General features: G+C 36.7%; 23 protein-coding genes. All 23 read right to left on the minus strand.

Features of this window, described 5'->3' with window-relative positions; genetic code table 11:
- Positions 1 to 9 precede the first annotated feature (9 nt).
- Positions 10 to 315: a flagellar hook-basal body complex protein FliE gene (gene fliE / locus AMD00_RS13035; RefSeq protein WP_083446227.1), complete on the minus strand. Its 306-nt coding sequence runs from the start codon at positions 313 to 315 to the stop codon at positions 10 to 12.
- Positions 316 to 339: 24 nt separating this feature from the next.
- Positions 340 to 801, minus strand: coding sequence for a flagellar basal body rod protein FlgC (gene flgC, locus AMD00_RS13040; protein ID WP_038184088.1), 462 nt, complete (start codon positions 799 to 801; stop codon positions 340 to 342).
- A gap of 2 nt (positions 802 to 803) precedes the next feature.
- Positions 804 to 1,196 carry a flagellar basal body rod protein FlgB gene (flgB, locus tag AMD00_RS13045; RefSeq protein ID WP_053417472.1) on the minus strand — a complete coding sequence of 131 codons (393 nt, stop codon included), beginning with the start codon at positions 1,194 to 1,196 and terminating at the stop codon, positions 804 to 806.
- Positions 1,197 to 1,908: 712 nt separating this feature from the next.
- The gene (gene codY / locus AMD00_RS13050) at positions 1,909 to 2,688 is read right to left on the minus strand and encodes a GTP-sensing pleiotropic transcriptional regulator CodY (protein ID WP_053417473.1); all 780 of its coding nucleotides are present in this window, start codon (positions 2,686 to 2,688) and stop codon (positions 1,909 to 1,911) included.
- An 88-nt stretch (positions 2,689 to 2,776) separates the two neighbouring features.
- Positions 2,777 to 4,171, minus strand: a complete 1,395-nt coding sequence (hslU, locus tag AMD00_RS13055) for an ATP-dependent protease ATPase subunit HslU (protein ID WP_053417474.1) — start codon at positions 4,169 to 4,171, stop codon at positions 2,777 to 2,779.
- Between the two features lie 2 nt (positions 4,172 to 4,173).
- On the minus strand, positions 4,174 to 4,716 hold the full coding sequence (gene hslV / locus AMD00_RS13060; protein WP_053417475.1) for an ATP-dependent protease subunit HslV: 543 nt from the start codon (positions 4,714 to 4,716) through the stop codon (positions 4,174 to 4,176).
- Positions 4,717 to 4,736: 20 nt separating this feature from the next.
- Entirely contained in the window at positions 4,737 to 5,636 is a 900-nt protein-coding gene (gene xerC, locus AMD00_RS13065; RefSeq protein ID WP_053417476.1) for a tyrosine recombinase XerC, read from the minus strand.
- A gap of 348 nt (positions 5,637 to 5,984) precedes the next feature.
- The gene (gene trmFO / locus AMD00_RS13070) at positions 5,985 to 7,298 is read right to left on the minus strand and encodes an FADH(2)-oxidizing methylenetetrahydrofolate--tRNA-(uracil(54)-C(5))-methyltransferase TrmFO (RefSeq protein ID WP_053417477.1); all 1,314 of its coding nucleotides are present in this window, start codon (positions 7,296 to 7,298) and stop codon (positions 5,985 to 5,987) included.
- A gap of 27 nt (positions 7,299 to 7,325) precedes the next feature.
- Complete coding sequence (gene topA / locus AMD00_RS13075) at positions 7,326 to 9,401, minus strand: type I DNA topoisomerase (RefSeq protein ID WP_053417478.1); 2,076 nt, start codon at positions 9,399 to 9,401, stop codon at positions 7,326 to 7,328.
- 188 nt (positions 9,402 to 9,589) lie between these two features.
- Positions 9,590 to 10,480 carry a DNA-processing protein DprA gene (dprA, locus tag AMD00_RS13080; RefSeq protein WP_211258663.1) on the minus strand — a complete coding sequence of 297 codons (891 nt, stop codon included), beginning with the start codon at positions 10,478 to 10,480 and terminating at the stop codon, positions 9,590 to 9,592.
- Positions 10,481 to 10,552: 72 nt separating this feature from the next.
- A complete protein-coding gene (sucD, locus tag AMD00_RS13085; protein WP_053417480.1) occupies positions 10,553 to 11,455 on the minus strand; it encodes a succinate--CoA ligase subunit alpha in 903 nt (300 codons plus the stop codon).
- Between the two features lie 18 nt (positions 11,456 to 11,473).
- A complete protein-coding gene (gene sucC / locus AMD00_RS13090) occupies positions 11,474 to 12,634 on the minus strand; it encodes an ADP-forming succinate--CoA ligase subunit beta (protein ID WP_053417481.1) in 1,161 nt (386 codons plus the stop codon).
- Positions 12,635 to 12,814: 180 nt separating this feature from the next.
- The gene (locus AMD00_RS13095) at positions 12,815 to 13,102 is read right to left on the minus strand and encodes an EscU/YscU/HrcU family type III secretion system export apparatus switch protein (RefSeq protein WP_053417482.1); all 288 of its coding nucleotides are present in this window, start codon (positions 13,100 to 13,102) and stop codon (positions 12,815 to 12,817) included.
- Positions 13,099 to 15,201: a YdgA family protein gene (locus AMD00_RS13100; RefSeq protein ID WP_169786359.1), complete on the minus strand. Its 2,103-nt coding sequence runs from the start codon at positions 15,199 to 15,201 to the stop codon at positions 13,099 to 13,101. The genes AMD00_RS13095 and AMD00_RS13100 overlap by 4 nt, the downstream gene beginning before the upstream one ends.
- Before the next feature lie 36 nt (positions 15,202 to 15,237).
- Positions 15,238 to 16,011 carry a ribonuclease HII gene (locus AMD00_RS13105; RefSeq protein ID WP_053417484.1) on the minus strand — a complete coding sequence of 258 codons (774 nt, stop codon included), beginning with the start codon at positions 16,009 to 16,011 and terminating at the stop codon, positions 15,238 to 15,240.
- Between the two features lie 98 nt (positions 16,012 to 16,109).
- Positions 16,110 to 16,970 (minus strand): ribosome biogenesis GTPase YlqF, encoded by an 861-nt coding sequence (gene ylqF, locus AMD00_RS13110; protein WP_053417485.1) that lies wholly within the window; start codon positions 16,968 to 16,970, stop codon positions 16,110 to 16,112.
- Positions 16,971 to 16,988: 18 nt separating this feature from the next.
- Positions 16,989 to 17,552 carry a signal peptidase I gene (gene lepB / locus AMD00_RS13115; RefSeq protein WP_053417486.1) on the minus strand — a complete coding sequence of 188 codons (564 nt, stop codon included), beginning with the start codon at positions 17,550 to 17,552 and terminating at the stop codon, positions 16,989 to 16,991.
- Positions 17,553 to 17,660: 108 nt separating this feature from the next.
- A complete protein-coding gene (rplS, locus tag AMD00_RS13120; protein WP_038184017.1) occupies positions 17,661 to 18,005 on the minus strand; it encodes a 50S ribosomal protein L19 in 345 nt (114 codons plus the stop codon).
- A gap of 125 nt (positions 18,006 to 18,130) precedes the next feature.
- Positions 18,131 to 18,862: a tRNA (guanosine(37)-N1)-methyltransferase TrmD gene (gene trmD / locus AMD00_RS13125; RefSeq protein WP_053418299.1), complete on the minus strand. Its 732-nt coding sequence runs from the start codon at positions 18,860 to 18,862 to the stop codon at positions 18,131 to 18,133.
- Positions 18,862 to 19,377, minus strand: coding sequence for a ribosome maturation factor RimM (rimM, locus tag AMD00_RS13130; RefSeq protein WP_053417487.1), 516 nt, complete (start codon positions 19,375 to 19,377; stop codon positions 18,862 to 18,864). Before rimM ends, trmD begins: the two co-directional genes overlap by 1 nt.
- A 109-nt stretch (positions 19,378 to 19,486) precedes the next feature.
- Positions 19,487 to 19,720, minus strand: a complete 234-nt coding sequence (locus AMD00_RS13135; protein ID WP_053417488.1) for a KH domain-containing protein — start codon at positions 19,718 to 19,720, stop codon at positions 19,487 to 19,489.
- A gap of 14 nt (positions 19,721 to 19,734) precedes the next feature.
- On the minus strand, positions 19,735 to 20,007 hold the full coding sequence (rpsP, locus tag AMD00_RS13140; RefSeq protein WP_038184010.1) for a 30S ribosomal protein S16: 273 nt from the start codon (positions 20,005 to 20,007) through the stop codon (positions 19,735 to 19,737).
- A 105-nt stretch (positions 20,008 to 20,112) separates the two neighbouring features.
- Positions 20,113 to 21,468 (minus strand): signal recognition particle protein, encoded by a 1,356-nt coding sequence (gene ffh, locus AMD00_RS13145; protein ID WP_053417489.1) that lies wholly within the window; start codon positions 21,466 to 21,468, stop codon positions 20,113 to 20,115.
- Positions 21,469 to 21,476: the final 8 nt, after the last annotated feature.

Here is a 21,476-nt window from a genome sequence, read left to right on the forward strand (position 1 = left end):
CCGTTCGAATTAAACTGTCATTCGCATAATTTCTTGATACGCCTCTACTACTTTATTACGTACTTGTAATGCTGTATTCAATGTTATACTCGCTTTTTGAGAAGTAATCATAACGTCATGAAGTTCAACATTATCACCATTTATCAACTTAGTTGTCATATTATCTGAAGCAACTTGACTGTCGTTTACAGATTGAATAGCGTCTTTTAACATTGTTCCAAAACTCTCTTTTGTTTCTGTAGGCATTGTTTCAGCAACTCTTTGTGTCATGGTTGGTTGAACTGGTTGCATTAGAGATATTTGTGATACTGGCAATTAACCCATCCTCCTTTGTAGAAATTATTTACCTATTTCTAGAGCTTTTGTTAGCATCGATTTATTTGCATTAAAAACCGTTACGTTCGCTTCGTATGATCGTGTAGCCGATATTAGGTTTACCATTTCTTTTAAAGGATCAACATTTGAAGTTTGTACATAACCTTCATCATTAGCATCTGGATGTGTTGGATCATAAATAAGTTTGAACGGTGTTTCAGTATCATTATTAATACCTGTTACTTTGACACCATTACCAACTCCTTGTTTACTTGTTGAACCCATCGCTGTATTTAAATAATTTGAAAATTGTCCTTCTTTCGACGTTAACGTTACTGTTTTACGACGATACGGAACCCATTCGCCATTTTCCATTGTCGCTCGTGTAGTATCGACATTTGCCATATTAGACGAAATGACGTCCATTCTTAAACGCTGAGCAGTAAGTGCTGAGCCAGTCGTGTTCATACTATGGAAGATAGACAAAATTAGTTACCCCCTTTAATGACAGTTTGTAATGTATTTAATTTACCGTTAATACGGTCTACCAGGGCATTATAGAAAATTGTATTTTCAGCCAAACTCGCCTGTTCTTTATCCATATCCACACCATTACCATTTTCTCGATAGCGAAGATTAGAATAACTATAAACACCTGGTGTCGAATTCTTAGTAGTAAAATCAAAATGTCTTTGATCTGTTCTGTTTGCTTGTATATATGTATTTTGTGCCTCAGTTAACATCTTTTTAAAACTAACGTCTTTCGCCTTATAGTTTGGTGTGTCATTATTCGCTATATTTTGAGCGATTGTTTTATTCTTCACCGCAGCATAAGCGAGGCCACTTTCCAAATTACTTATCGTTCCACTAAATAAATCCAAATATTTCACCCCAATTCGATATAAACTACCAAATTTCAATTTTATTTTTACTATCTAATTGTATTAGAGATGCATCCTAGTGTCTATCCGTATTAGGTTCTTTTTGATAGGTACAAAAACCCATTTTTATCACTTTACTCCCCTTTTCTTTCAAAACTTATAAACCCCTTCTCCTATAAGAGGTAAAGGTAATATTCACTATAACAATAGTGTTAATAAAGATAATACTTTATATTATCGACTACTTGTGCTGCTATTGAGTTTATAGGGATTTCTTAGCTATTCAATAATAGTAGAAAGTTAATTATTCCTAATAACACCAATTCGACACATATTCATTTGATACATTTTGTACAATTTTCAAATAATTTAACTTGATATTACTATAACAGACTTCACATATAATAATAGTTCTTTACTATTTTATTCTGAAAATAGTTACCTTTTTATTACTTCTTATCCTTTTTTAACAGTAAAATGGTAACCATATATTATCTAACCCCTCCTTACAAAAGAATTATGTTTTTTTCATCATATTCAGTTGATTTTGTAAATTCACCATATTAATCGACAATATTTTCAATTTTCCGTTGTCTTTTAATGATTTCACAAAAATACATCCATAATTTACTAGGTACAATTGTGGATGTGTAGATATAAAAAAACTATCCCAAAGTCTTCGATAGACTTTGGGATAGTTAGGTCGTAATTATTAGCGCATTTTGATTTCAGCTAATGCATTTAGGAATTTATCGTTTAATACTTTAATATACGTACCTTTCATACCTAGAGAGCGTGATTCAATTACACCAGCTGATTCTAGTTTACGTAAAGCGTTAACGATAACTGAACGTGTAATACCTACTCGGTCAGCAATTTTAGAAGCGACTAGCAATCCTTCGCTACCATCTAATTCTTCGAAGATATGCTCAATAGCTTCTAATTCACTGTATGATAATGAGTTGATCGCCATTTGTACGACAGCTTTGCTACGAGCTTCCTCTTCGATTTCTTCAGCTTTTTCACGAAGAATTTCCATACCTACTACAGTTGCACCGTATTCAGCAAGGATTAAATCGTCATCCTCAAAAGTACCTGCTAGACGAGCTAAAATTAATGTTCCTAGACGCTCGCCACCACCGATAATCGGTACAATTGTAGTTAATCCTGATTTGAAAATCTCTTTGTTTTCAAACGGGAATGCACTATGTTCATCATGGACATCAAGGTTTGGAGCAGTTTCAGAGAAGTCATATAAATTTTGAGTATATTCTTCAGGGAAACGACGCTCTTCAAACATTTTGTTAATGCGCTCGTTTTCGATTTGTTGAGTAATTGAAATACCTAATAATTTACCTTTACGGCTTACGATGTATACGTTACTTTCGATGACTGTTCCTAATGTGTCAGCCATTTCTTTAAAGTTAACTGGTTTCCCAGCAGATGCTTGAAGCATTGAGTTAATTTTTCGTGTTTTAGCTAATAAATTCATTTTTATATAGCCTCCTGTAATATTTTCTGCGTAATTTATTTAATTTTCATAACTTTTTAAATTTTCATACAATAACCTAGATTATAAACTATAAAATAAATTGAGACAAATCTTTGTTCTTCGCAATTTCTCCAAGTTTTTGATCTACGTATGATGGTGTAATATCGATGTGAGCGGGTGCGATATCTGCAGCTTCAAATGACAACTCTTCTAAAAGACGTTCCAAAATAGTATGCAGGCGGCGTGCTCCGATATTATCTGTTTCTTGGTTTACAAATGTAGCAATTTCAGCAATGCGATCAATCGCTTCTTCTGTAAACTCAATTTCAACACCTTCAGTATTTAGTAAAGCCTTATACTGAAGAATTAATGAATGGTCTGGCTCCTTTAAAATACGAACAAAATCTTCTTTCGTAAGCTTTTCTAATTCAACGCGAATTGGGAAGCGCCCCTGTAGCTCAGGGATTAAATCTGATGGCTTAGACATATGGAATGCACCTGCAGCGATGAATAGCATATAATCTGTTTTGACAGGACCATACTTCGTATTAACAGTTGAACCTTCAACAATTGGTAAAATATCACGTTGAACGCCTTCTCTTGATACATTAGCAGAACCAGAATTACCATTCTTGTTGGCAATTTTATCAATTTCATCGATAAAGATGATGCCCGTTTGCTCAGCACGCGTAATTGCTTCTTGTGAAACTTCATCAGAATCAATTAAATTATTAGCTTCTTCTATTATAAGTATACGTCTAGCATCTTTTACTTGTAGACGGCGTTTTTTCTTTTGCTTAGGCATTAAGCTTGATAACATATCACCCATGTTACTACCACCCATATCCATACCTGCTCCAGGAAACCCACCAAACATAGATGGTGCTTGCTCCGTCACTTCTACAGAGATCCATTCATCTTCAAGTTTACCTGCTTTTAAATCTTCTGCAATTTGCGAACGTTTTAAACGTACTTCTGTATCATCTGTAGTTGGTTCTTCTTCTTTCTCGGAATTTTGTCCGAAAAACATTTCGAAAGGATTTGAAGTTGATTGCTTTTTACGCATACTTGGTACAAGTAATTTCACAATTTGTTCATTAGCTAATTTCTCTGCTTGGTCCTTCACTTCTTCTTGTTTTTCTTCTTTCACGAGTCGGTTAGCTACTTCTACTAAGTCACGTACCATCGATTCCACATCACGACCTACATAACCTACTTCAGTAAATTTTGTCGCTTCTATTTTTATGAAAGGCGCTTTTACTAAACGTGCAATACGTCTGGCAATCTCCGTTTTACCAACTCCAGTTGGTCCAATCATTAAGATGTTTTTTGGGATGACTTCATTTTTCATCTCTTCATCTAAAAGTTGACGACGATGACGATTACGAAGCGCAACAGCTACCGCGCGCTTAGCATCACGTTGTCCAACGATATAACGATCTAAATACTCGGTCATTTGTCTAGGCGTTTGTTGTTGTGTCATAGTTACAGTGCCTCCACGATAATATTATGGTTCGTAAATACACAAATATCTGCCGCAATTTCAAGCGATGCTTTTGCAATTTCCTCTGCAGATAACGTTTCTCCAGAGTATTGCTTCAACGCACGACCAGCTGATAACGCATAGTTACCTCCCGAGCCAATTGCTAAGATGCCGTCATCAGGTTCAATGACTTCACCAGAACCAGAAACAAGTAGTAGTGTTTGACTATTCATTACAAGTAACATTGCTTCTAATTTTTGCAACATTTTATCCCCGCGCCACTGCTTAGCTACTTCGACTGAAGCACGTTGAAGGTTCCCATCAAACTCCATAAGTTTCCCTTCAAACATTTCAAACAATGTAAACGCGTCGGCAACAGATCCGGCAAACCCTGCTAATACTTTACCGTTATATAGACGACGTACTTTCTTAGCTGTGTGTTTCATTACGACTGCATTACCAAGTGTCACCTGTCCGTCACCTGCCATCGCACTCTGCCCTTTATGTTGTACTGCAAAAATTGTGGTTGCATGCATTTCAACCATAATAACCCTCCTCCCAATTGTTACGCTCTTGGATGAGCATTCATATATGTGTTTCTTAGATGTTCTTTTGTCACATGCGTATAAACTTGCGTAGAAGATAAATTTGCGTGTCCGAGTAATTCTTGGACGGTACGTAAATCTGCTCCGTTGTTTAATAAATGCGTGGCAAAGGTGTGTCTTAACATATGAGGATAAATATTAGAATGTAATTCTGCATTTTTCATCATATCATTTAATATATAACGAATACCTCTTGCGGTAAGGGCTCCACCTCGCATATTGACAAATAGTTGAGGGTTTTGAAGGCCTTTCATAAGTTTAGGACGTGAATTTGCTAGGTAATGTTGCAATGCCTCCGAAGCAAAATGTCCAAATGGTACATAACGTTCTTTTCTCCCTTTTCCCATCACACGTAAAATGCATATTGAAAAATCAACATCTTTCATTTCAATAGATGTCAATTCACTAACCCGAATACCTGTAGCATACAACAATTCGAGAATCGCTGTATCTCGCAAAGACTTCGGATCTTCCCCTTCGTTTGCCTGAAACAATCTGGCAAGCTCTTCTTCATAAAAAAAGCGCGGTAGTCTATCTTCTTTTTTCGGATGATAAAGGGCTTGAAACCCTGCATCATCTAATCCGTATTCTTTATTCAAAAAACGAAAAAAAGAACGGATTGAGGAAATCTTCCTTGAGATAGTTGTTCTCGCTTTTTTTTCTTCGTACAATTTTGTTACGTAAAGTCTGGCGTGTATATATTCAACATCAGCTAAATCTACTACACCTTCTACTTTTAAGAAAGATAAAAATTCATGTAAATCAGATTGATATTCTCGCACTGTTAATGGTGAAAAATTTTTTTCTAATTGAATATAAATAACAAATTGCTCAAGTGCTTGTTCAGATCGTATGTTCATTTGAACACCTCGTTAATAAAAGTTCCAAATTTAACCATCTAACTCTAAGCATTTTTATAAAGCAAAAACGATTATTAATCTAGAGCTAATGTTAATCCTAGTTGTTTAAGGCACATATGAGTATAACACACTCATGTGAATTGTTCGACACTTCAGTTCATAAGTAAAAATAAAGTTTTTCTTGAAAAGTATATTCAAGTCTTTTGGTTAACTTTGTTACACTTAAATGTATTATTCTTACTATTGAATTACCACTATTTGTCTCTTCTTTTTAATTATGAGAAATTCTCTTCATTTATAAACAAAAAAAGCCATTAAAATTGTAACAATTTTAATGGCTTAAAACAATTATATATTTGTTGTATTTTTAAAGTTTTGAATAGCTGCCAATGCACGTTCTGCGTGTTTTTCACCGCGTTCTTGCTTCGATTTAATTTTTTCGCCTAATTTAGGGAATAAACCAAAGTTCACATTCATCGGTTGGAAGTGTTTTGAATCCGCTTCTGTTATATAACGCGCCATACTCCCTAATGCAGTTTCTGCTGGGAAGATTAATAAGTCTTTCTCCATTGCAAGATGTGCAGCATTAATACCTGCTATTAGACCACTACCTGCTGACTCAACATAGCCTTCTACACCTGTCATTTGACCAGCAAAGAAAATGTTTGGACGACTTTTTAGTTGGTAAGTTGGTGCTAATGCTTTAGGTGAGTTGATAAATGTATTTCGATGCATAACACCATAACGAACGATTTCCACATTTTCCAAACCAGGGATCATACTAAATACTTCTTTTTGTGCTCCCCATTTTAAATGCGTTTGGAAACCCACTAAGTTATAAAGCGTTCCTGCAGCGTCATCTTGGCGAAGTTGTACAACTGCATGTGGACGTTTACCTGTTCTAGGATCTTCTAAGCCTACAGGTTTCATAGGACCAAATAGCATAGTTTTCGGGCCACGTGCAGCCATTACTTCGATTGGCATACAGCCTTCAAAGTACTTTTCTTTTTCAAACTCTTTTAATGGTGCAACTTCAGCATTAATTAAGGCTTCTTGGAATCGGTTAAATTCTTCTTCAGTCATTGGGCAATTCAAGTATGCCGCTTCACCTTTATCATAACGAGATTTTAAATATACTTTATCCATATCGATGCTGTCTTTTTCAATTATTGGGGCAGCTGCATCGTAGAAATAAAGATATTCTTCACCTGTTAAACTTTGAATTTGTTCTGCTAATGCTTTTGAAGTTAATGGACCTGTAGCAATAACTGTTATACCTTCTTCAGGAATTTCAGTTACTTCTTCATTAATTACTTCAATAAGTGGATGGTTTTTTACTTTTTCTGTTACATAGCCTGCGAATTCATGGCGATCCACTGCTAGCGCTCCACCTGCAGGAACTGAACTGCGATCTGCTGCTTCTATAATAACCGAATCTAACATACGCATTTCTTCTTTAATAACGCCAACAGCATTTGTTAAGTTATTGGCACGTAGTGAGTTACTACATACTAATTCTGCAAATTTATCTGTGTGGTGAGCAGGCGTTTGTTTAACTGGACGCATCTCATATAAGCGAACTTGAATGCCTCTTTTTGCTATCTGCCAAGCTGCTTCACTACCTGCTAAACCTGCACCGATTACATTTACGATTGTTGTCATGCTAATATTACCTCTTTCTTATACTCATCATTGTGATGCTGTTTCTTTATAGTCACATTTCGTACATTGAATTTGTACGCCTTTTTTCAGTTTCTTCTCAACTAATAATTCACTACATTTTGGACAAGGTCTATTAATCGGTTTATCCCATGATACGAAATCACAGTCAGGGTAACGATTACAACCATAGAAAATGCGTTTTGTTTTACTCTTACGTTCTACTATTTCGCCTTCTTTACATGTTGGGCATGTTACGCCAATTGCTTTGACAATAGCTTTAGTATTACGGCAATCAGGGAAGTTGCTACATGCCATGAATTTACCATAGCGACCTAGTTTGAATACCATTGGTGAACCACAATGTTCACAATCTTCACCGGCAGGTTCGTCTTTAATTTCAACTTTCTCCATTGCTACTTCAGCGTGTTGTACATGTTTTTCAAAGTCTTGGTAGAACTCATCGATAATACTCACCCATTTTGTATTACCTTCTTCAATACTATCTAAATCGTGTTCCATTTTTGCAGTGAACTCGATATTAATAATATCAGGGAAAAACTCTAAAACTAATGAGTGAACAATTTCACCTAATTCTGTAGGTACAAAGCGTTTATTATCTAATGTAACATAACCACGCTTCTGAATTGTATCCAATGTTGGAGCGTAAGTTGATGGTCGACCTATTCCTATTTCTTCCATCGTTTTAACAAGTCGTGCCTCCGAGAAGCGAGGTGGCGGCTGTGTGAAATGTTGTTTAGGTTCAATATTCAAGGATTTTACAATATCGCCTTTTTCCATTGGTGGCAATAGCTTATCCTTTTCTTCTTTTTGATCATCTGAACCTTCAATATAAAGCTTCATGAAACCTGGGAATTTCACTTGAGAACCTGTGGCTCTAAAGAATACATCACCATTTTGTAAGTCTGCTGTTACTGTATCTAATACAGCAGATGCCATTTGGCTCGCTATAAAACGTTCCCAGATTAAACGATAAAGACGGAGTTGATCTCTAGATAAAACAGCTTTCAACTGATCAGGCGTACGCAATGTGCTTGTTGGACGAATTGCTTCATGTGCGTCTTGCGCTTTTTCAGATTTCTTTGCTTGTTGGTCAAGAGGCGTTGTATATTCGTTACCGTATGTTGATTGTACGTATTCAAATGCTTCTTTTTTCGCCGTTTCAGATATACGTGTCGAATCAGTACGCATATACGTAATTAAACCAACTGTACCTTCTTTACCAACATCTATACCTTCATATAATTGCTGTGCAAGCATCATTGTCTTTTTCGCACGGAAGTTTAATTTACGAGCGGCTTCTTGTTGTAGGGATGATGTTGTAAAAGATGGAGCTGCATTACGCTTACGTTCACGTTTCACTACTTTTGCAACTTCAAAATCTTCCCCCTTCATTAGCTTCAAGACATCTTTTACTTGTTCTTCATTGGATAATTTGATTTTCTCTTTACTATTTCCATAATAAATAGCATCAAATTGCTTTTTACCTTTTTCAAAGTTTCCTTCGATTGTCCAATATTCTTCAGGCTGGAAGTTTTTAATTTCGTTTTCACGGTCGATAATCATACGTAATGCAACTGATTGCACTCGACCAGCAGATAAACCTTTTTTGACTTTCTTCCATAGAAGAGGACTAATGTTATACCCTACAAGACGGTCTAGAATACGACGTGCTTGTTGAGCATCAACTAAATCCATATCAATAGGACGCGGATGTTTAAATGACTCTTTAATAGCATCTTTCGTGATTTCGTTAAATAACACACGACAATCCGATTTTATATCAATGTTAAGAGCTGTTGCTAAATGCCAAGCAATAGCTTCTCCCTCGCGATCTGGATCGGCCGCAAGATAGATTTTCTTGGCTTTTTTAGCTGCGGATTTTAAATCTTGTAAAACAGGACCTTTACCACGAATGGTAATGTATCTTGGTTCAAAATTATTTTCCGTATCGATGCCCATTGTACTTCTAGGTAAATCACGTACATGACCAATTGATGCTTTTACTTTATATTTTTTTCCTAAATATCGCTCGATTGTTTTTGCTTTTGCGGGCGATTCAACTATTACTAAATAATCCGACATGTGAGTTCCCCCTTATAGAGGTGATGTTTCATTTTCTTTAGTTTCACTTGTTAAAATTGAATAAGTACATGAAAATTTTGTTAAAAAACTTACCATTCAACTATAACTTTTTTTCTTAGCGTTTACAAAAGAATACCTGTTGCAAAATGTATAACAGAAAAGAAATTTTTGCAAGTTATATTTCATCATCAATTAAAATATCTTTCTAATTCTGCTATTATTTGATAACCATTCCAGACTGGTGTAGCACCTTCTGAGAGCAATTTATGGGGTCCTAATGAAAGTTTTGAAGTGATATCTCCAGGTACAACGAAAATTTCTTTCCCGTGCTCTAAACCGTGATCCATTGTACTGGATGTACCGCTTTTTTCAGCGGCTTCAGTGACTAGTATCGCCTTCGATATACCGCTAATAATACGATTCCGCATTGGAAAATACCATCGTTTTGGCTCGATATACGGCGGATATTCTGTCATTAATAAATGATCTTTGCTAATTATTTCGGCTAATTTTGTATTTTCTTTCGGATACAGATGAAATAATCCATGTCCAAGAATTGCGATTGTTTTGCCTCCGTTTGCAATTGCGCTTTCATGCGCCATTCGATCAGCTCCCTTCGCCAGACCGCTGACGATGATATAATCGTGTTCTACCAATGCCGGCATAATATACTGTAATGCATTTTCTGTATAGGTAGTCGCCTTTCTAGAACCAACTATAGCAATCTTACGTTTGTTTACTAGTAAATCTACTTTTCCTTTTACATATAGACATACAGGGGGATCATATAATTCGAATAACTCTTTAGGGAATAAGGGATGAAAGAACGGGATAGGGGTAATCAATTTTTGCTCATAAGCTTGGAGTAAGGGGGTTTCCATTGCTTCTATATAAGCAGCTTTTAATCTATTAGCTTTTTCATAGGAGAGATTTAATAATTGCGCAATTTTTTGTGTGGACATTTGTTCAAACATTGCAAGTTCAATATCCTCTTTAAACAAAGGCGCTAACCTGTTTAATGGCACCGGAAATACATAATGCAACGCTAAGAGTCTCTGCGTTAATTGTGCTTCTTTCATCATCGCCCTCCATCCATATAACTACTTAAAAGGTGTAGCATTGTCTATTAAGACTTTGCTACACCTTCTATATTAATGGGTTTTACATTTTTCGTATAAACCATGTTCTTTAATAACTTTAATAAATGTTTCACCGATAACAGATGGTGTTTCTGCTACTTGGATACCAGCTGCATTCATTGCTTTAATTTTATCAGCAGCTGTGCCTTTACCACCTGAAATAATGGCACCAGCATGGCCCATACGTTTCCCTGGAGGTGCAGTTTGTCCACCAATGAAGCCTACAACTGGTTTTGTCATATTCGCTTTGATCCACTCAGCTGCTTCTTCTTCTGCAGTACCGCCAATCTCGCCAATCATAACGACACCATAAGTTTCTGGATCTTCATTGAATTCTTTTAAAACATCAATGAAGTTTGTACCATTAACTGGGTCTCCACCAATCCCAACAGCAGTCGTTTGACCAATACCCTCTTGAGAAAGTTGATGAACTGCTTCATAAGTTAAAGTACCTGAGCGCGATACAACTCCTACATGGCCTTTTTTATGGATATAACCTGGCATAATACCGATTTTACATTCATCTGCAGTAATAACACCTGGACAGTTCGGACCAATTAGACGTGTTTTCTTACCTTCCATATAACGTTTCACTTTAACCATATCTAATACCGGGATATGCTCAGTGATACAAATAACTAAATCTAAATCAGCATCAACAGCTTCTAATATCGCGTCTGCCGCAAATGGTGCTGGTACGTAGATGACAGAAACATTACAGCCTGTTGCTTCAACAGCATCAACCACCGTGTTAAAAACAGGTACACCTTCTACAGTTGTACCACCTTTACCAGGCGTAACTCCTGCTACAACTTTTGTACCATATTCTAGCATTTGCTTTGTATGGAATAGAGCCGTTGACCCTGTAATCCCTTGTACAAGTACTTTAGTTTCTTTATTAATATAAACGCTCATTTCAAGTCCCCGCCCTTCTTAGCCTACAAGTTCTACAATTTTTCTTGCACCATCAGCCATTGAATCTGCTGTAACGATATTAATACCAGATTCATTCAACAATGCTTTACCAAGTTCAACATTCGTACCTTCCAAGCGAACAACTAACGGTACATTTAAGCCAACCTCTTTAGCCGCTGTAATAACACCTTCTGCGATAATATCACATTTCATGATACCCCCGAAAATGTTAACGAATATACCTTTTACACTTGTATCAGAAAGAATGATTTTGAAGGCTTCAGTTACTTTTTCAGCAGTTGCACCGCCCCCAACGTCCAGGAAGTTTGCGGGTGATCCGCCATAATAACTAATGGTATCCATTGTAGCCATAGCAAGTCCAGCACCATTGACCATACAACCAATGCTACCGTCTAATGAAATATAGCTTAAATCATATTTTGAAGCTTCGATTTCCTTTGGATCTTCTTCTTCGAAATCTCGTAATTCAACAATATCTTTATGACGATATAAAGCGTTTCCATCAAAGTTGAATTTTGCATCTAACGCCACTACGTTACCATCACCTGTTACAACAAGCGGGTTGATTTCTAAGATAGAAGCATCTTTTTCAGTAAATGCTTTATAAATTCCAAGCATAAGTGATGCAGCTTTATTTATTAATTTGTCTGGAATATTCATATTAAACGCAAGACGACGCGCTTGGAAACCTGTTAGTCCGATAGCTGGATCAACTATTTCTTTGAAGATTTTCTCAGGAGTTGCTTCTGCAACCTCTTCAATGTCCATCCCGCCTTCTTCAGACCCCATCAAAGTAATTCTTGAAGTTGCACGATCTACTACAAAACCCAGATAGTACTCTTTTTTAATATCAGAGCCTTCTTCTATGTAGAGGCGTTTGACTTCTTTACCTTCTGGACCAGTTTGGTGAGTGACCAGGACTTTCCCTAATAATTCTTTCGAATACGAACGTACCTCGTCCAAATTTTTGGCAATTTTAACGCCACCTGCTTTACCACGTCCACCTGCATGGATTTGAGCCTTAACTACGACTACACTTGTACTTAATTCTTTTGCTACTTTTACAGCTTCCTCTGGTGAAAACGCTACTCGGCCATTTGGAACTGATACCCCGTACTGTCTTAGAATTTCCTTTCCTTGGTACTCATGGATATTCATCTAACTTCCTCCCATCAAAATCCCATAGAGTTTTACTATTACATAACCATTGTATATAATCTGATTCACTATGTCTACATTCTTGTTAATTCGACTTTCACCTTTAGTTATCCGCAAATTTGCTCGAAATATACATATACCAATGTTTTGACCGTGACTTACATCGACTTTTTTCGACTATTATTTTGAATTTTCATAATTTTTATCTAAACGGTAAATAAACGCAAATACTTCAGCTACCGCTTGGTAAAGTTCTTCAGGAATTGACTCATTTAAGTCAAGCTGCCCTAATAATTGGACGAGAGTTGGGTCTTCTTGAATAGGAATATCGTTATCTTTTGCTTGTTCTAAAATATTTTCCGCTATTTTCCCTTTACCTTTAGCTACCACTTTCGGAGCTTCAAATCCACCCGGATTAAAGGAAAGGGCAACAGCTTCTTTCCGTTCATTTTGTTTTTCTACTGTCATATGCGGATATCGACTCCCCCGTTATCATCCTTGGTAGTTTTTGCTGTTAGCGTTGTTTTCACTGGTTGATTTTCTGCGAAATTTTTCATAAAGACACCTGATAATTGATAATCATGAGACGATAACCCTTTTTTTAATGCTATTTTAAGTGGCTCTGCTAACTCTTTCAACTGATGATTTTCATTGTAAACAGTTACTGTGACGACCCGACTCTGAACCTGCATATCAACTACCGTTTCTTCAAGTGAATTCAATTGCAAATAGAATAGTATCCTTGCATAATCTGCGTCAATTTTACCATTGTCCTTCATACGACCATTCCACTGCAATGTAGCATCTGTTTTTCGTCCAAAAAACTCCAATGGAATTTGCATAATCAGTTGATGTTGTGGTCCATTTTCTCCTGATAAGTATTGCATGCCATTCATACGAGCAACGATTTGCTCAGCCACCGTTTTTGTAGCATTTGAAGCAGTTGGATCTTGTAACAGTGACAATAACTGTGGTTTCAATTGCCCAGCAAGTTGCTGCATATCTGCTGTTTTATCTAGTAATTTTGCTTCATAGCTTAACCCTAGATGTTGCAAAGTTTGTTTCATAGCAGATTCTAAGGCTTTGCTATCAATTGCATTATGCACATTCTGCTCAGCTTGCAATACAAGTTGCTGAATGAAAGGTTCCGGTGACTTACTAGTGATTTGTGTCAACCCTCTAAGTGTCATATCATCAGTTGTTGTATTAGCCACATTCATTAATGTCATTAAATGTTGTTTAGCTGTTATATTTTGTTCATCGATTTTGAAAGGCTGTTGTTCTGCTAATTGGCTAAATGCTTGCATTAGTTGACCATGTAATTCCTTGACCAAAATTTGAATAGATTGAGGTGTATTGTTTGTCAGTGATAATTTCCCAAGGGTATTAATAAGGGTTTCTTTCTGTGAAGCTGATAATAAACTTTGAGATTCAATAGATACCTTTAGTTGGGCGATGAAATCTGGCATATCTTTTTGACTTACAGATTGCATACTTTGCAATAATTGCGTTGTAGAAGGTACTGTAATGCTCATTTGACTCATTCTCCCTAATTGCCCCTGCAGTTCCTTCACAAGCGTTGACAACGGCTGCTGTGACGATTGAGCAGCATTGAATTTCATCAAATTCTGCTGTAGCTCTGCTCTTTGTGAATCTGTAAAATTTTCACTATTCGTAATTGCCGTTTGTAATTGAGAGATTAGCTGTGTAGCATCCTGAGCTGTTGCCGTTTGAATTTGATGTAATAAATACCCAATTGAGTTGGAAGAAGGCACAGATTGTCCTTGTAAGGCAGTTGTCGTCCAATTAAAAATATTGGCGTTTTTTGGTAATATACCTACCTCTTTTAGCATTTGGATTAGGATATTTTTATCAGTAGATGATGTATTTGTGTCTGTTAGAGATTGAATAATTTTCGCTAAAATCGCACCACCTGTTTCCGTTTCAAACGGTTTAGCTAACAATTGTAATTGTTGTAATAATTGGTCGCGAATAGCTGGTGATAAGGAAGTATCCTGTTGCAATAGTTGTCGTAAAGCATCAATTGTTTGTGTAAAACCTTGTTTCATTCCACCCTGAATGAGTGCTTGGAATGTGTCTTGTTGCATAGGCATTTTTAAGTCAATTATTTTTTGCAAAGCATGTAAAGCATCCTTCATAGTAACACCAGCGGGTAATTGTTTTACCAATTGTTCTGCCTGCATTAACTGTTCTTTGGACATTGGCACGTTTTCCTTTAAAAAATAGCCTGTAATTTGTTGCATTTCAGATGTCTTAGGAAGTTGCATAGAATCTAATAATTGATTAATTTGTTGTGTTAATGTTCCTGTTTGATTGATAGGACCCGATACGACTTTAAGTTGTAAGTCTGGCTCTATGCCCGTTACTTGAAAATAGTGTGCATTACCAGCTTGCATTGGTACTTCTAACTTTGCCATAAAACGATGGCCACCTAGCTGCACTTCTGCTTGGTTATCAGGGAACAGCTGTTTAATCGTACCGTGAAATACTTGACCTTGTTTTAAAGCCACTGGCTGTTGTGTGTTTATACTTTGATTTTGTTGCATTTGTATGGACGAAAACGAAGTATAAGCCAATACTCTTCACCCTTTCTTAAGCATCATTGATTTGATCGGTTCAAACGTTGTTCTATGAATATCTGTAGGTCCAAATTCACGCAAAGCCTCTAAATGCTGTTTTGTACCGTAACCTGCATGTTGCGCAAAACCGTATTGAGGATATTTGACATCCATTTCTTCCATATAGTGATCACGTGCTGTTTTCGCCAATATAGAAGCCGCTGCGATAGCTAAGCTTTTGGCATCGCCTTTTATAATAGAATCTTGTGGAATATCGATCGGTAAAGTCATTGCATCCGCTAAAACAAAATCTGGTTTCACTTGTAGCATCTCTATAGAAGCTTTCATGGACTGTTTTGTCGCTTCGTAAATATTGAGGTCGTCAATTACTTCTGCAGGCTGAAAATGAATAGAGGTTGCGATAGCACATTCCATAATTTTCGCCATGAATGATTCTCTAGTTTCTTTTGATAACTGTTTAGAATCATTTAACCCAACAAGCTCCGGGCAATCCTTAGGTAAAATAACTGCTGCTGTCACAACAGGACCTGCTAATGGGCCTCTACCTGCTTCATCTGTTCCAGCAATATTTGCAGTAGGGTGTGTGCGGTAAGAATTATCGAATTCCAGTTTCTCCTCATGCTCTGCTATTAGTTTGTCTAACTTCGCTTTTTTTCGAAGCCATTGTTGCCATACTTTTTGTACGCCTAAGCGTTCATCTGATTCTATTTCCTCCATCCAAGACTGGTATTGTTGCTCATTATTTAATGCTTCTTTAATATCTTTTATCGTTTTCAAAACTAAGACTCCCTTTTGTATCTATTTATACTATCGGCACTATTCCTAAAAAATCTAGAAAAAAACCTTTTTCACCAAAAGGTAAAAAAGGTTAGTTTTTATTCTTCGATTATGTCTTCAACAAAGTCAAATGTTAGCTTTCCTAATTGCTGGTTACGAATATCTCGCACAATTAGTTCTGCAACTTGATCGTAGTCAATTTCACCACCAGTAGCGAAAACGCGACGTAATTGACCAATATGATTATATGTCTCTTCAAGGTTTTCACTGACTTCTGTTAATTTATAACGTTCTTCCATACGGCCTTTATAGTACTTACTCAAAAAGTTTAATCCGTATACTGCTAAATCATCCATGTTTGTAATGGTATCCTTAATAGCCCCTGTTAGAGCAAGTTTATAACCTACTTCTTGATCTTCAAATTTTGGCCACAAAATTCCGGGTGTATCTAACAGTTCAAGCTCTTTACCAAATTTGATCCACTGTTGTGATTTCGTTACTCCAGGAGTATTTCCTGTTTTAGCAATATTCTTTTTAGCAAGTCGATTAATTAATGTCGACTTACCAACATTTGGTATACCTACAATCATGGCACGAATTGCACGAGGTTTCATACCTTTTGAGCGCATACGATCCCATTTCTCTTTTAATAACTCTTGTGCGGCTTTTGTTACTTTGTTAAGGCCTTTTCCATCTAATGAATTAATAGCTACAGCACGGTGCCCTTTTGATTCAAAATAATCTATCCATTTACGCGTTTGAATTTCATCAGCCATATCTGCTTTATTCAAAATAAGTAAACGCGTTTTTTGATGTATTACTTCATCTAGCATTGGATTTCTTGAAGATAATGGCAAGCGCGCATCAATCAATTCAAAAATAATATCAACCAATTTCAGTTTTTCGGTTACTTCACGACGAGCCTTCGCCATATGTCCCGGAAACCATTGAATGGTCATGTGTTTCACTCCTGTTCGTTATTTCACGGTACCAATTTGGTCAAAAGGCCAAAAAACAATATTTGTTTTACCGATAATATCATCTATTTTTACAATCCCTATATGACGACTATCTTTACTATAACGACGATTATCTCCCATTACAAAAACATAACCATCTGGAATTTTATCCAGTTGTTCGATATCCGCAAGTGTAAAGTCTTCAGTTAATGTACCTTCATCTGTAATTTCATCTTTATATTGTTGCAAGTAAGGCTCAGCGATTGCCTTGCCATTTATATAAAGCTGATCATTTTTATATTCTAGCTGATCTCCTGGTAAACCAATAATACGTTTAATATAATCTTTCTTTTCAGGCGCATGGAATACAACTATATCAAATCGGTGCAAATCACCAATTTTATAGCCAATCTTATTTACAATCATGCGGTCGCCGTTTTCAAGGGTAGGCATCATAGACTCGCCATCAACTACAATCGGCGTAAATAAAAAATAACGAATAATTGCAGCTAATGCAAAAGCAATGACTAATGCCTTTGTCCATTCCCATAACTCATTTTTCTCTTTTTTTGTTTTTTCCATTTCGATGTCCCCCTTGACTATTCTGTTCTTATTGTACAAGGATTTATCATTTCAAGCAAAAAGAAAGAGAGCTTGTAATACAAGCTCTCTCTTCGGCAAAAAAATGTATTATCGAATTTCTTTAATACGAGCCGCTTTACCGCGTAAGTTACGTAGGTAGTATAGTTTAGCGCGACGTACTTTACCGCGACGTACTACTTGTAAGTTAGCGATTTTTGGAGTGTTTACTGGGAACGTACGCTCAACACCAACGCCGTAAGAAATTTTACGAACTGTGAAAGTTTCGCTAATACCGCCACCACGACGTTTAATAACTACTCCTTCGTATACTTGGATACGTTCGCGAGTTCCTTCGACTACTTTAACGTCGATTTTTACAGTATCTCCAGCGCGGAACGCAGGAATGTCTGTGCGAAGTTGTTCTTTAGTGATTTCTGTAATGATGTTTGACATTATTTTCTCTCCTTAGACAGATGTTCTTGTAACTCCTCTTGATGATACAGCGGAACACCGTAATTCGGCATTTCTCATAGAAATGCATTTATAATATTATCATATAGTATGATAATATGCAATAATTATTTACCTAATTTTAATGAATTCAAGTAGTTTTGTTGCTTTGGATTTAACTCCATTTTATCAAGCAAATCCGGGCGTCTCTCAAACGTTCTTTTTATAGATTGTTGCTCACGCCATTCGTCAATTTTCGCATGATTACCTGAAAGTAATACATCCGGCACTTTCATACCACGGAATTCAGCAGGGCGCGTGTAATGTGGGTGCTCTAATAAACCAGTTGAAAAAGAATCTAATACTGGTGAATCATTATTGCCTAAAACCCCAGGCAACAGGCGAACGACACTATCAATCACTGTCATCGCGCCCAACTCACCACCCGTTAAGACATAATCCCCAATAGAAATTTCATCCGTTACAAGATGCTGACGAATACGCTCATCATAGCCTTCATAATGACCACAAAGGAAGATTAAGTCTTCCTCTTGCGCTAATTCCTCTGCTTTAGCTTGTGTATAGCGTTCTCCTTGTGGGCACATCAAAATGATGCGTGGCTTTTTACCTTCGCTTACAAGCGCTTCTACGGCGTTAAAAAGGGGTTCTGGCTTTAATACCATACCAGCTCCACCACCGTAAGGATAATCATCCACTTGGTTGTGTTTATTAATCGAAAATTCACGGAAATCTGTTACACCTAACGTAACAGCTCCTTTTTCTTGAGCTTTTTTTAAAATAGAAGAACCAAATACGCCTTCAAACATATTTGGAAATAGCGATAGTACGTGGATATTCATCATGATAACAAACCATCCATCACATGAATAATAATCTTCTTCTCTTCAACGTCGATTTCTTTAATGACATCATCTATTACCGGAATATATTGATCCTTACCATTAACGCCTTTTAGAGTCCAGACATCATTAGCACCGGTTTCGAAAATCTCTTTAACTTGTCCAATTTCTGTACCCTCTTCATCAAAAACAGTACAGCCAATGATTTCATGGTAATAGTATTCATCATCTGCTAATTCACTTAGTTGCTTTTCTGATACTTTTAAAATACCGTCACGGAATTCTTCTACATCATTAATATTTGGATACCCTTCAAACGATAGTAGAATGAAGTTTTTATGAGCACGAGCTGATGCGATTGTTAGTCGTAATGGTTTTTTTGAATCCTTCTTAAACAGTGCAATTTGTTCTCCTACTACATAGCGTTCTTCAGGGAAATCCGTTTGTGATATGACACGAACCTCACCTCTTATACCATGTGTATTAACGATTTTACCTACGTTATACCATTCCATCTAAATCACCTCTTAATAAATATGTGAACATCCTCAATACATTATTAGAGGATTAATTTAATTTTAATCGTAACAAAAAAGGAAGGAACTAAAGCTCCCTCCTTTTTGTCTAATCTAGAATATCGACATATGTCTTCTTCTTATGATGACTGCCCGCTGCTGAATAAACAATTGTACGCATCGCTTTTGCAACACGGCCCTGTTTACCAATTACTTTTCCCATATCACTAGGGTGAACAGAAAGTTTATATACAATTCGATTCGGACTCTCCTCGGTTGTAATATGAACTTCTTCTGGATAATCGACTAAAGGTTTAACGATTGTTTCAATCAGCTGCTTCATGCTGTCACCTCCGATTATTTACTGATTTTTGAGTTATGGAATTTTTCCATAATGCCTTGTGATGAGAACAAGTTGCGTACTGTATCAGATGGTTTTGCACCATTTGCTAACCATGCTAATGCTTTTTCTTCATCAATCTTAACTTCTTCTGGAGTAGTTAAAGGATTGAATGTACCAATTGTCTCAATTGAGCGGCCGTCGCGTGGTGCGCGAGCGTCTGCTACTACAATACGATAGAAAGGAGCTTTTTTTGCCCCGATACGTTTTAAGCGAATTTTTACTGCCATTTTTAATTGCACCTCCGAATAGTTTCACACAAGATAGTATAATAGCAAGCTTTGGATTGTTTGTAAAGTGTTTTTTCTTAACACACTAATTTTTAGTTTAAAAAATTATTTAAACAGTGAATCCAAACCAGGAAGTTTCATTTTTTTCTTCCCTTTTTGCGTCATACCCGTCATTTGTTTCATCATTTTCTTCATATCTTCAAATTGTTTTAAAAGTCGGTTTATTTCTTGAACAGAGCAACCTGAACCTTTTGCAATTCGTTTCTTACGACTTGAGTTGATGATCTCAGGGTTCGTTTTTTCAGCTGGCGTCATCGAAAGAATAATGGCCTCTATATGACCAATTTGTTTATCATCGATTTTCGCATTTTCTAAGCCTTTAATTTTATTGGCACCTGGAAGCATTTTTAGAATTTCATCCAAAGGTCCCATTTTTTTTACTTGGCTCATTTGATCTAAGAAATCATCGAAAGTAAAGCTCTGTGTTCTGAACTTTTCTTCCATTTCTCTTGCTTTTTCCTCGTCAACGTTTGCTTGCGCTTTCTCGATTAAGGACATCATGTCGCCCATACCAAGAATACGTGAAGCCATACGCTCTGGATGGAATGGCTCTAAAGCATCCATTTTCTCACCCATACCAACGAATTTAATTGGTTTTTCTGTAACAGAGCGGATTGATAAAGCCGCACCACCACGTGTATCCCCATCTAACTTCGTTAGAACTACACCCGTAATACCTACTGCTTCATTGAAGCTATTAGCTACATTAACTGCATCTTGACCTGTCATAGAATCGACAACTAAGAAGACTTCATCTGGTTCTCTTAATGCACGAATGTCTTTCAATTCTTGCATTAAGTTTTCATCAATATGAAGACGACCTGCTGTATCGATTAATACAACATCATGATGCTCTTCCTTTGCATGTTCCAGCGCTTGGCGGACAATATCCACTGGAGATACTTCTGTACCAAGAGCAAATACAGGCAAAGATAGCTGATCACCTAATGTTTGCAATTGCTTAATCGCTGCTGGACGGTAGATATCCGCTGCTACAAGCAATGGTTTACGATTGTACTTTTTGCGTAAAACATTAGCAAGTTTACCAGTAGTTGTTGTTTTACCGGCACCTTGTAAACCTACCATTAAAATAACAGTTGGTGGTTTTTGAGAGAACTTAATAGGACTTTGTTCGCCACCCATTAATTCTGTCAGTTCGTCTTTTACGATTTTAATAACTTGTTGACCGGGTGTTAGACTTTTCATGACGTCTTGACCGATTGCTCGTTCACTAACGCGCTTAATAAAAGATTTTACAACTTTTAAGTTAACGTCCGCTTCTATTAAGGCAAAACGGACTTCACGCATCATTTCTTTAACGTCTTGTTCCGTTACTTTCCCTTTGCCTTTAATCTTCGAAATCGTACCTTGGAGTCGCTCCGCTAATCCTTCAAATGCCATGCATGCTG

Origin of the sequence: Viridibacillus arvi (assembly GCF_001274945.1) — a bacterium.
In the GTDB taxonomy this organism is placed as follows: Bacteria; Bacillota; Bacilli; order Bacillales_A; family Planococcaceae; genus Viridibacillus; species Viridibacillus arvi.

What these genes read in the sequence shown, in the direction of transcription:
- codY (WP_053417473.1), bottom strand. Translation starts at nt 2,688, where the DNA reads ATGAATTTATTAGCTAAAACACGAAAAATTAACTCAATGCTTCAAGCA.
- hslU (WP_053417474.1), bottom strand. Translation starts at nt 4,171, where the DNA reads ATGACACAACAACAAACGCCTAGACAAATGACCGAGTATTTAGATCGT.
- hslV (WP_053417475.1), bottom strand. Translation starts at nt 4,716, where the DNA reads ATGGTTGAAATGCATGCAACCACAATTTTTGCAGTACAACATAAAGGG.
- xerC (WP_053417476.1), bottom strand. Translation starts at nt 5,636, where the DNA reads ATGAACATACGATCTGAACAAGCACTTGAGCAATTTGTTATTTATATT.
- trmFO (WP_053417477.1), bottom strand. Translation starts at nt 7,298, where the DNA reads ATGACAACAATCGTAAATGTAATCGGTGCAGGTTTAGCAGGTAGTGAA.
- topA (WP_053417478.1), bottom strand. Translation starts at nt 9,401, where the DNA reads ATGTCGGATTATTTAGTAATAGTTGAATCGCCCGCAAAAGCAAAAACA.
- dprA (WP_211258663.1), bottom strand. Translation starts at nt 10,480, where the DNA reads ATGAAAGAAGCACAATTAACGCAGAGACTCTTAGCGTTGCATTATGTA.
- sucD (WP_053417480.1), bottom strand. Translation starts at nt 11,455, where the DNA reads ATGAGCGTTTATATTAATAAAGAAACTAAAGTACTTGTACAAGGGATT.
- sucC (WP_053417481.1), bottom strand. Translation starts at nt 12,634, where the DNA reads ATGAATATCCATGAGTACCAAGGAAAGGAAATTCTAAGACAGTACGGG.
- AMD00_RS13095 (WP_053417482.1), bottom strand. Translation starts at nt 13,102, where the DNA reads ATGACAGTAGAAAAACAAAATGAACGGAAAGAAGCTGTTGCCCTTTCC.
- AMD00_RS13100 (WP_169786359.1), bottom strand. Translation starts at nt 15,201, where the DNA reads ATGCAACAAAATCAAAGTATAAACACACAACAGCCAGTGGCTTTAAAA.
- ylqF (WP_053417485.1), bottom strand. Translation starts at nt 16,970, where the DNA reads ATGACCATTCAATGGTTTCCGGGACATATGGCGAAGGCTCGTCGTGAA.
- lepB (WP_053417486.1), bottom strand. Translation starts at nt 17,552, where the DNA reads ATGGAAAAAACAAAAAAAGAGAAAAATGAGTTATGGGAATGGACAAAG.
- rplS (WP_038184017.1), bottom strand. Translation starts at nt 18,005, where the DNA reads ATGTCAAACATCATTACAGAAATCACTAAAGAACAACTTCGCACAGAC.
- trmD (WP_053418299.1), bottom strand. Translation starts at nt 18,862, where the DNA reads ATGAATATCCACGTACTATCGCTATTTCCAAATATGTTTGAAGGCGTA.
- rimM (WP_053417487.1), bottom strand. Translation starts at nt 19,377, where the DNA reads ATGGAATGGTATAACGTAGGTAAAATCGTTAATACACATGGTATAAGA.
- AMD00_RS13135 (WP_053417488.1), bottom strand. Translation starts at nt 19,720, where the DNA reads ATGAAGCAGCTGATTGAAACAATCGTTAAACCTTTAGTCGATTATCCA.
- rpsP (WP_038184010.1), bottom strand. Translation starts at nt 20,007, where the DNA reads ATGGCAGTAAAAATTCGCTTAAAACGTATCGGGGCAAAAAAAGCTCCT.
- ffh (WP_053417489.1), bottom strand. Translation starts at nt 21,468, where the DNA reads ATGGCATTTGAAGGATTAGCGGAGCGACTCCAAGGTACGATTTCGAAG.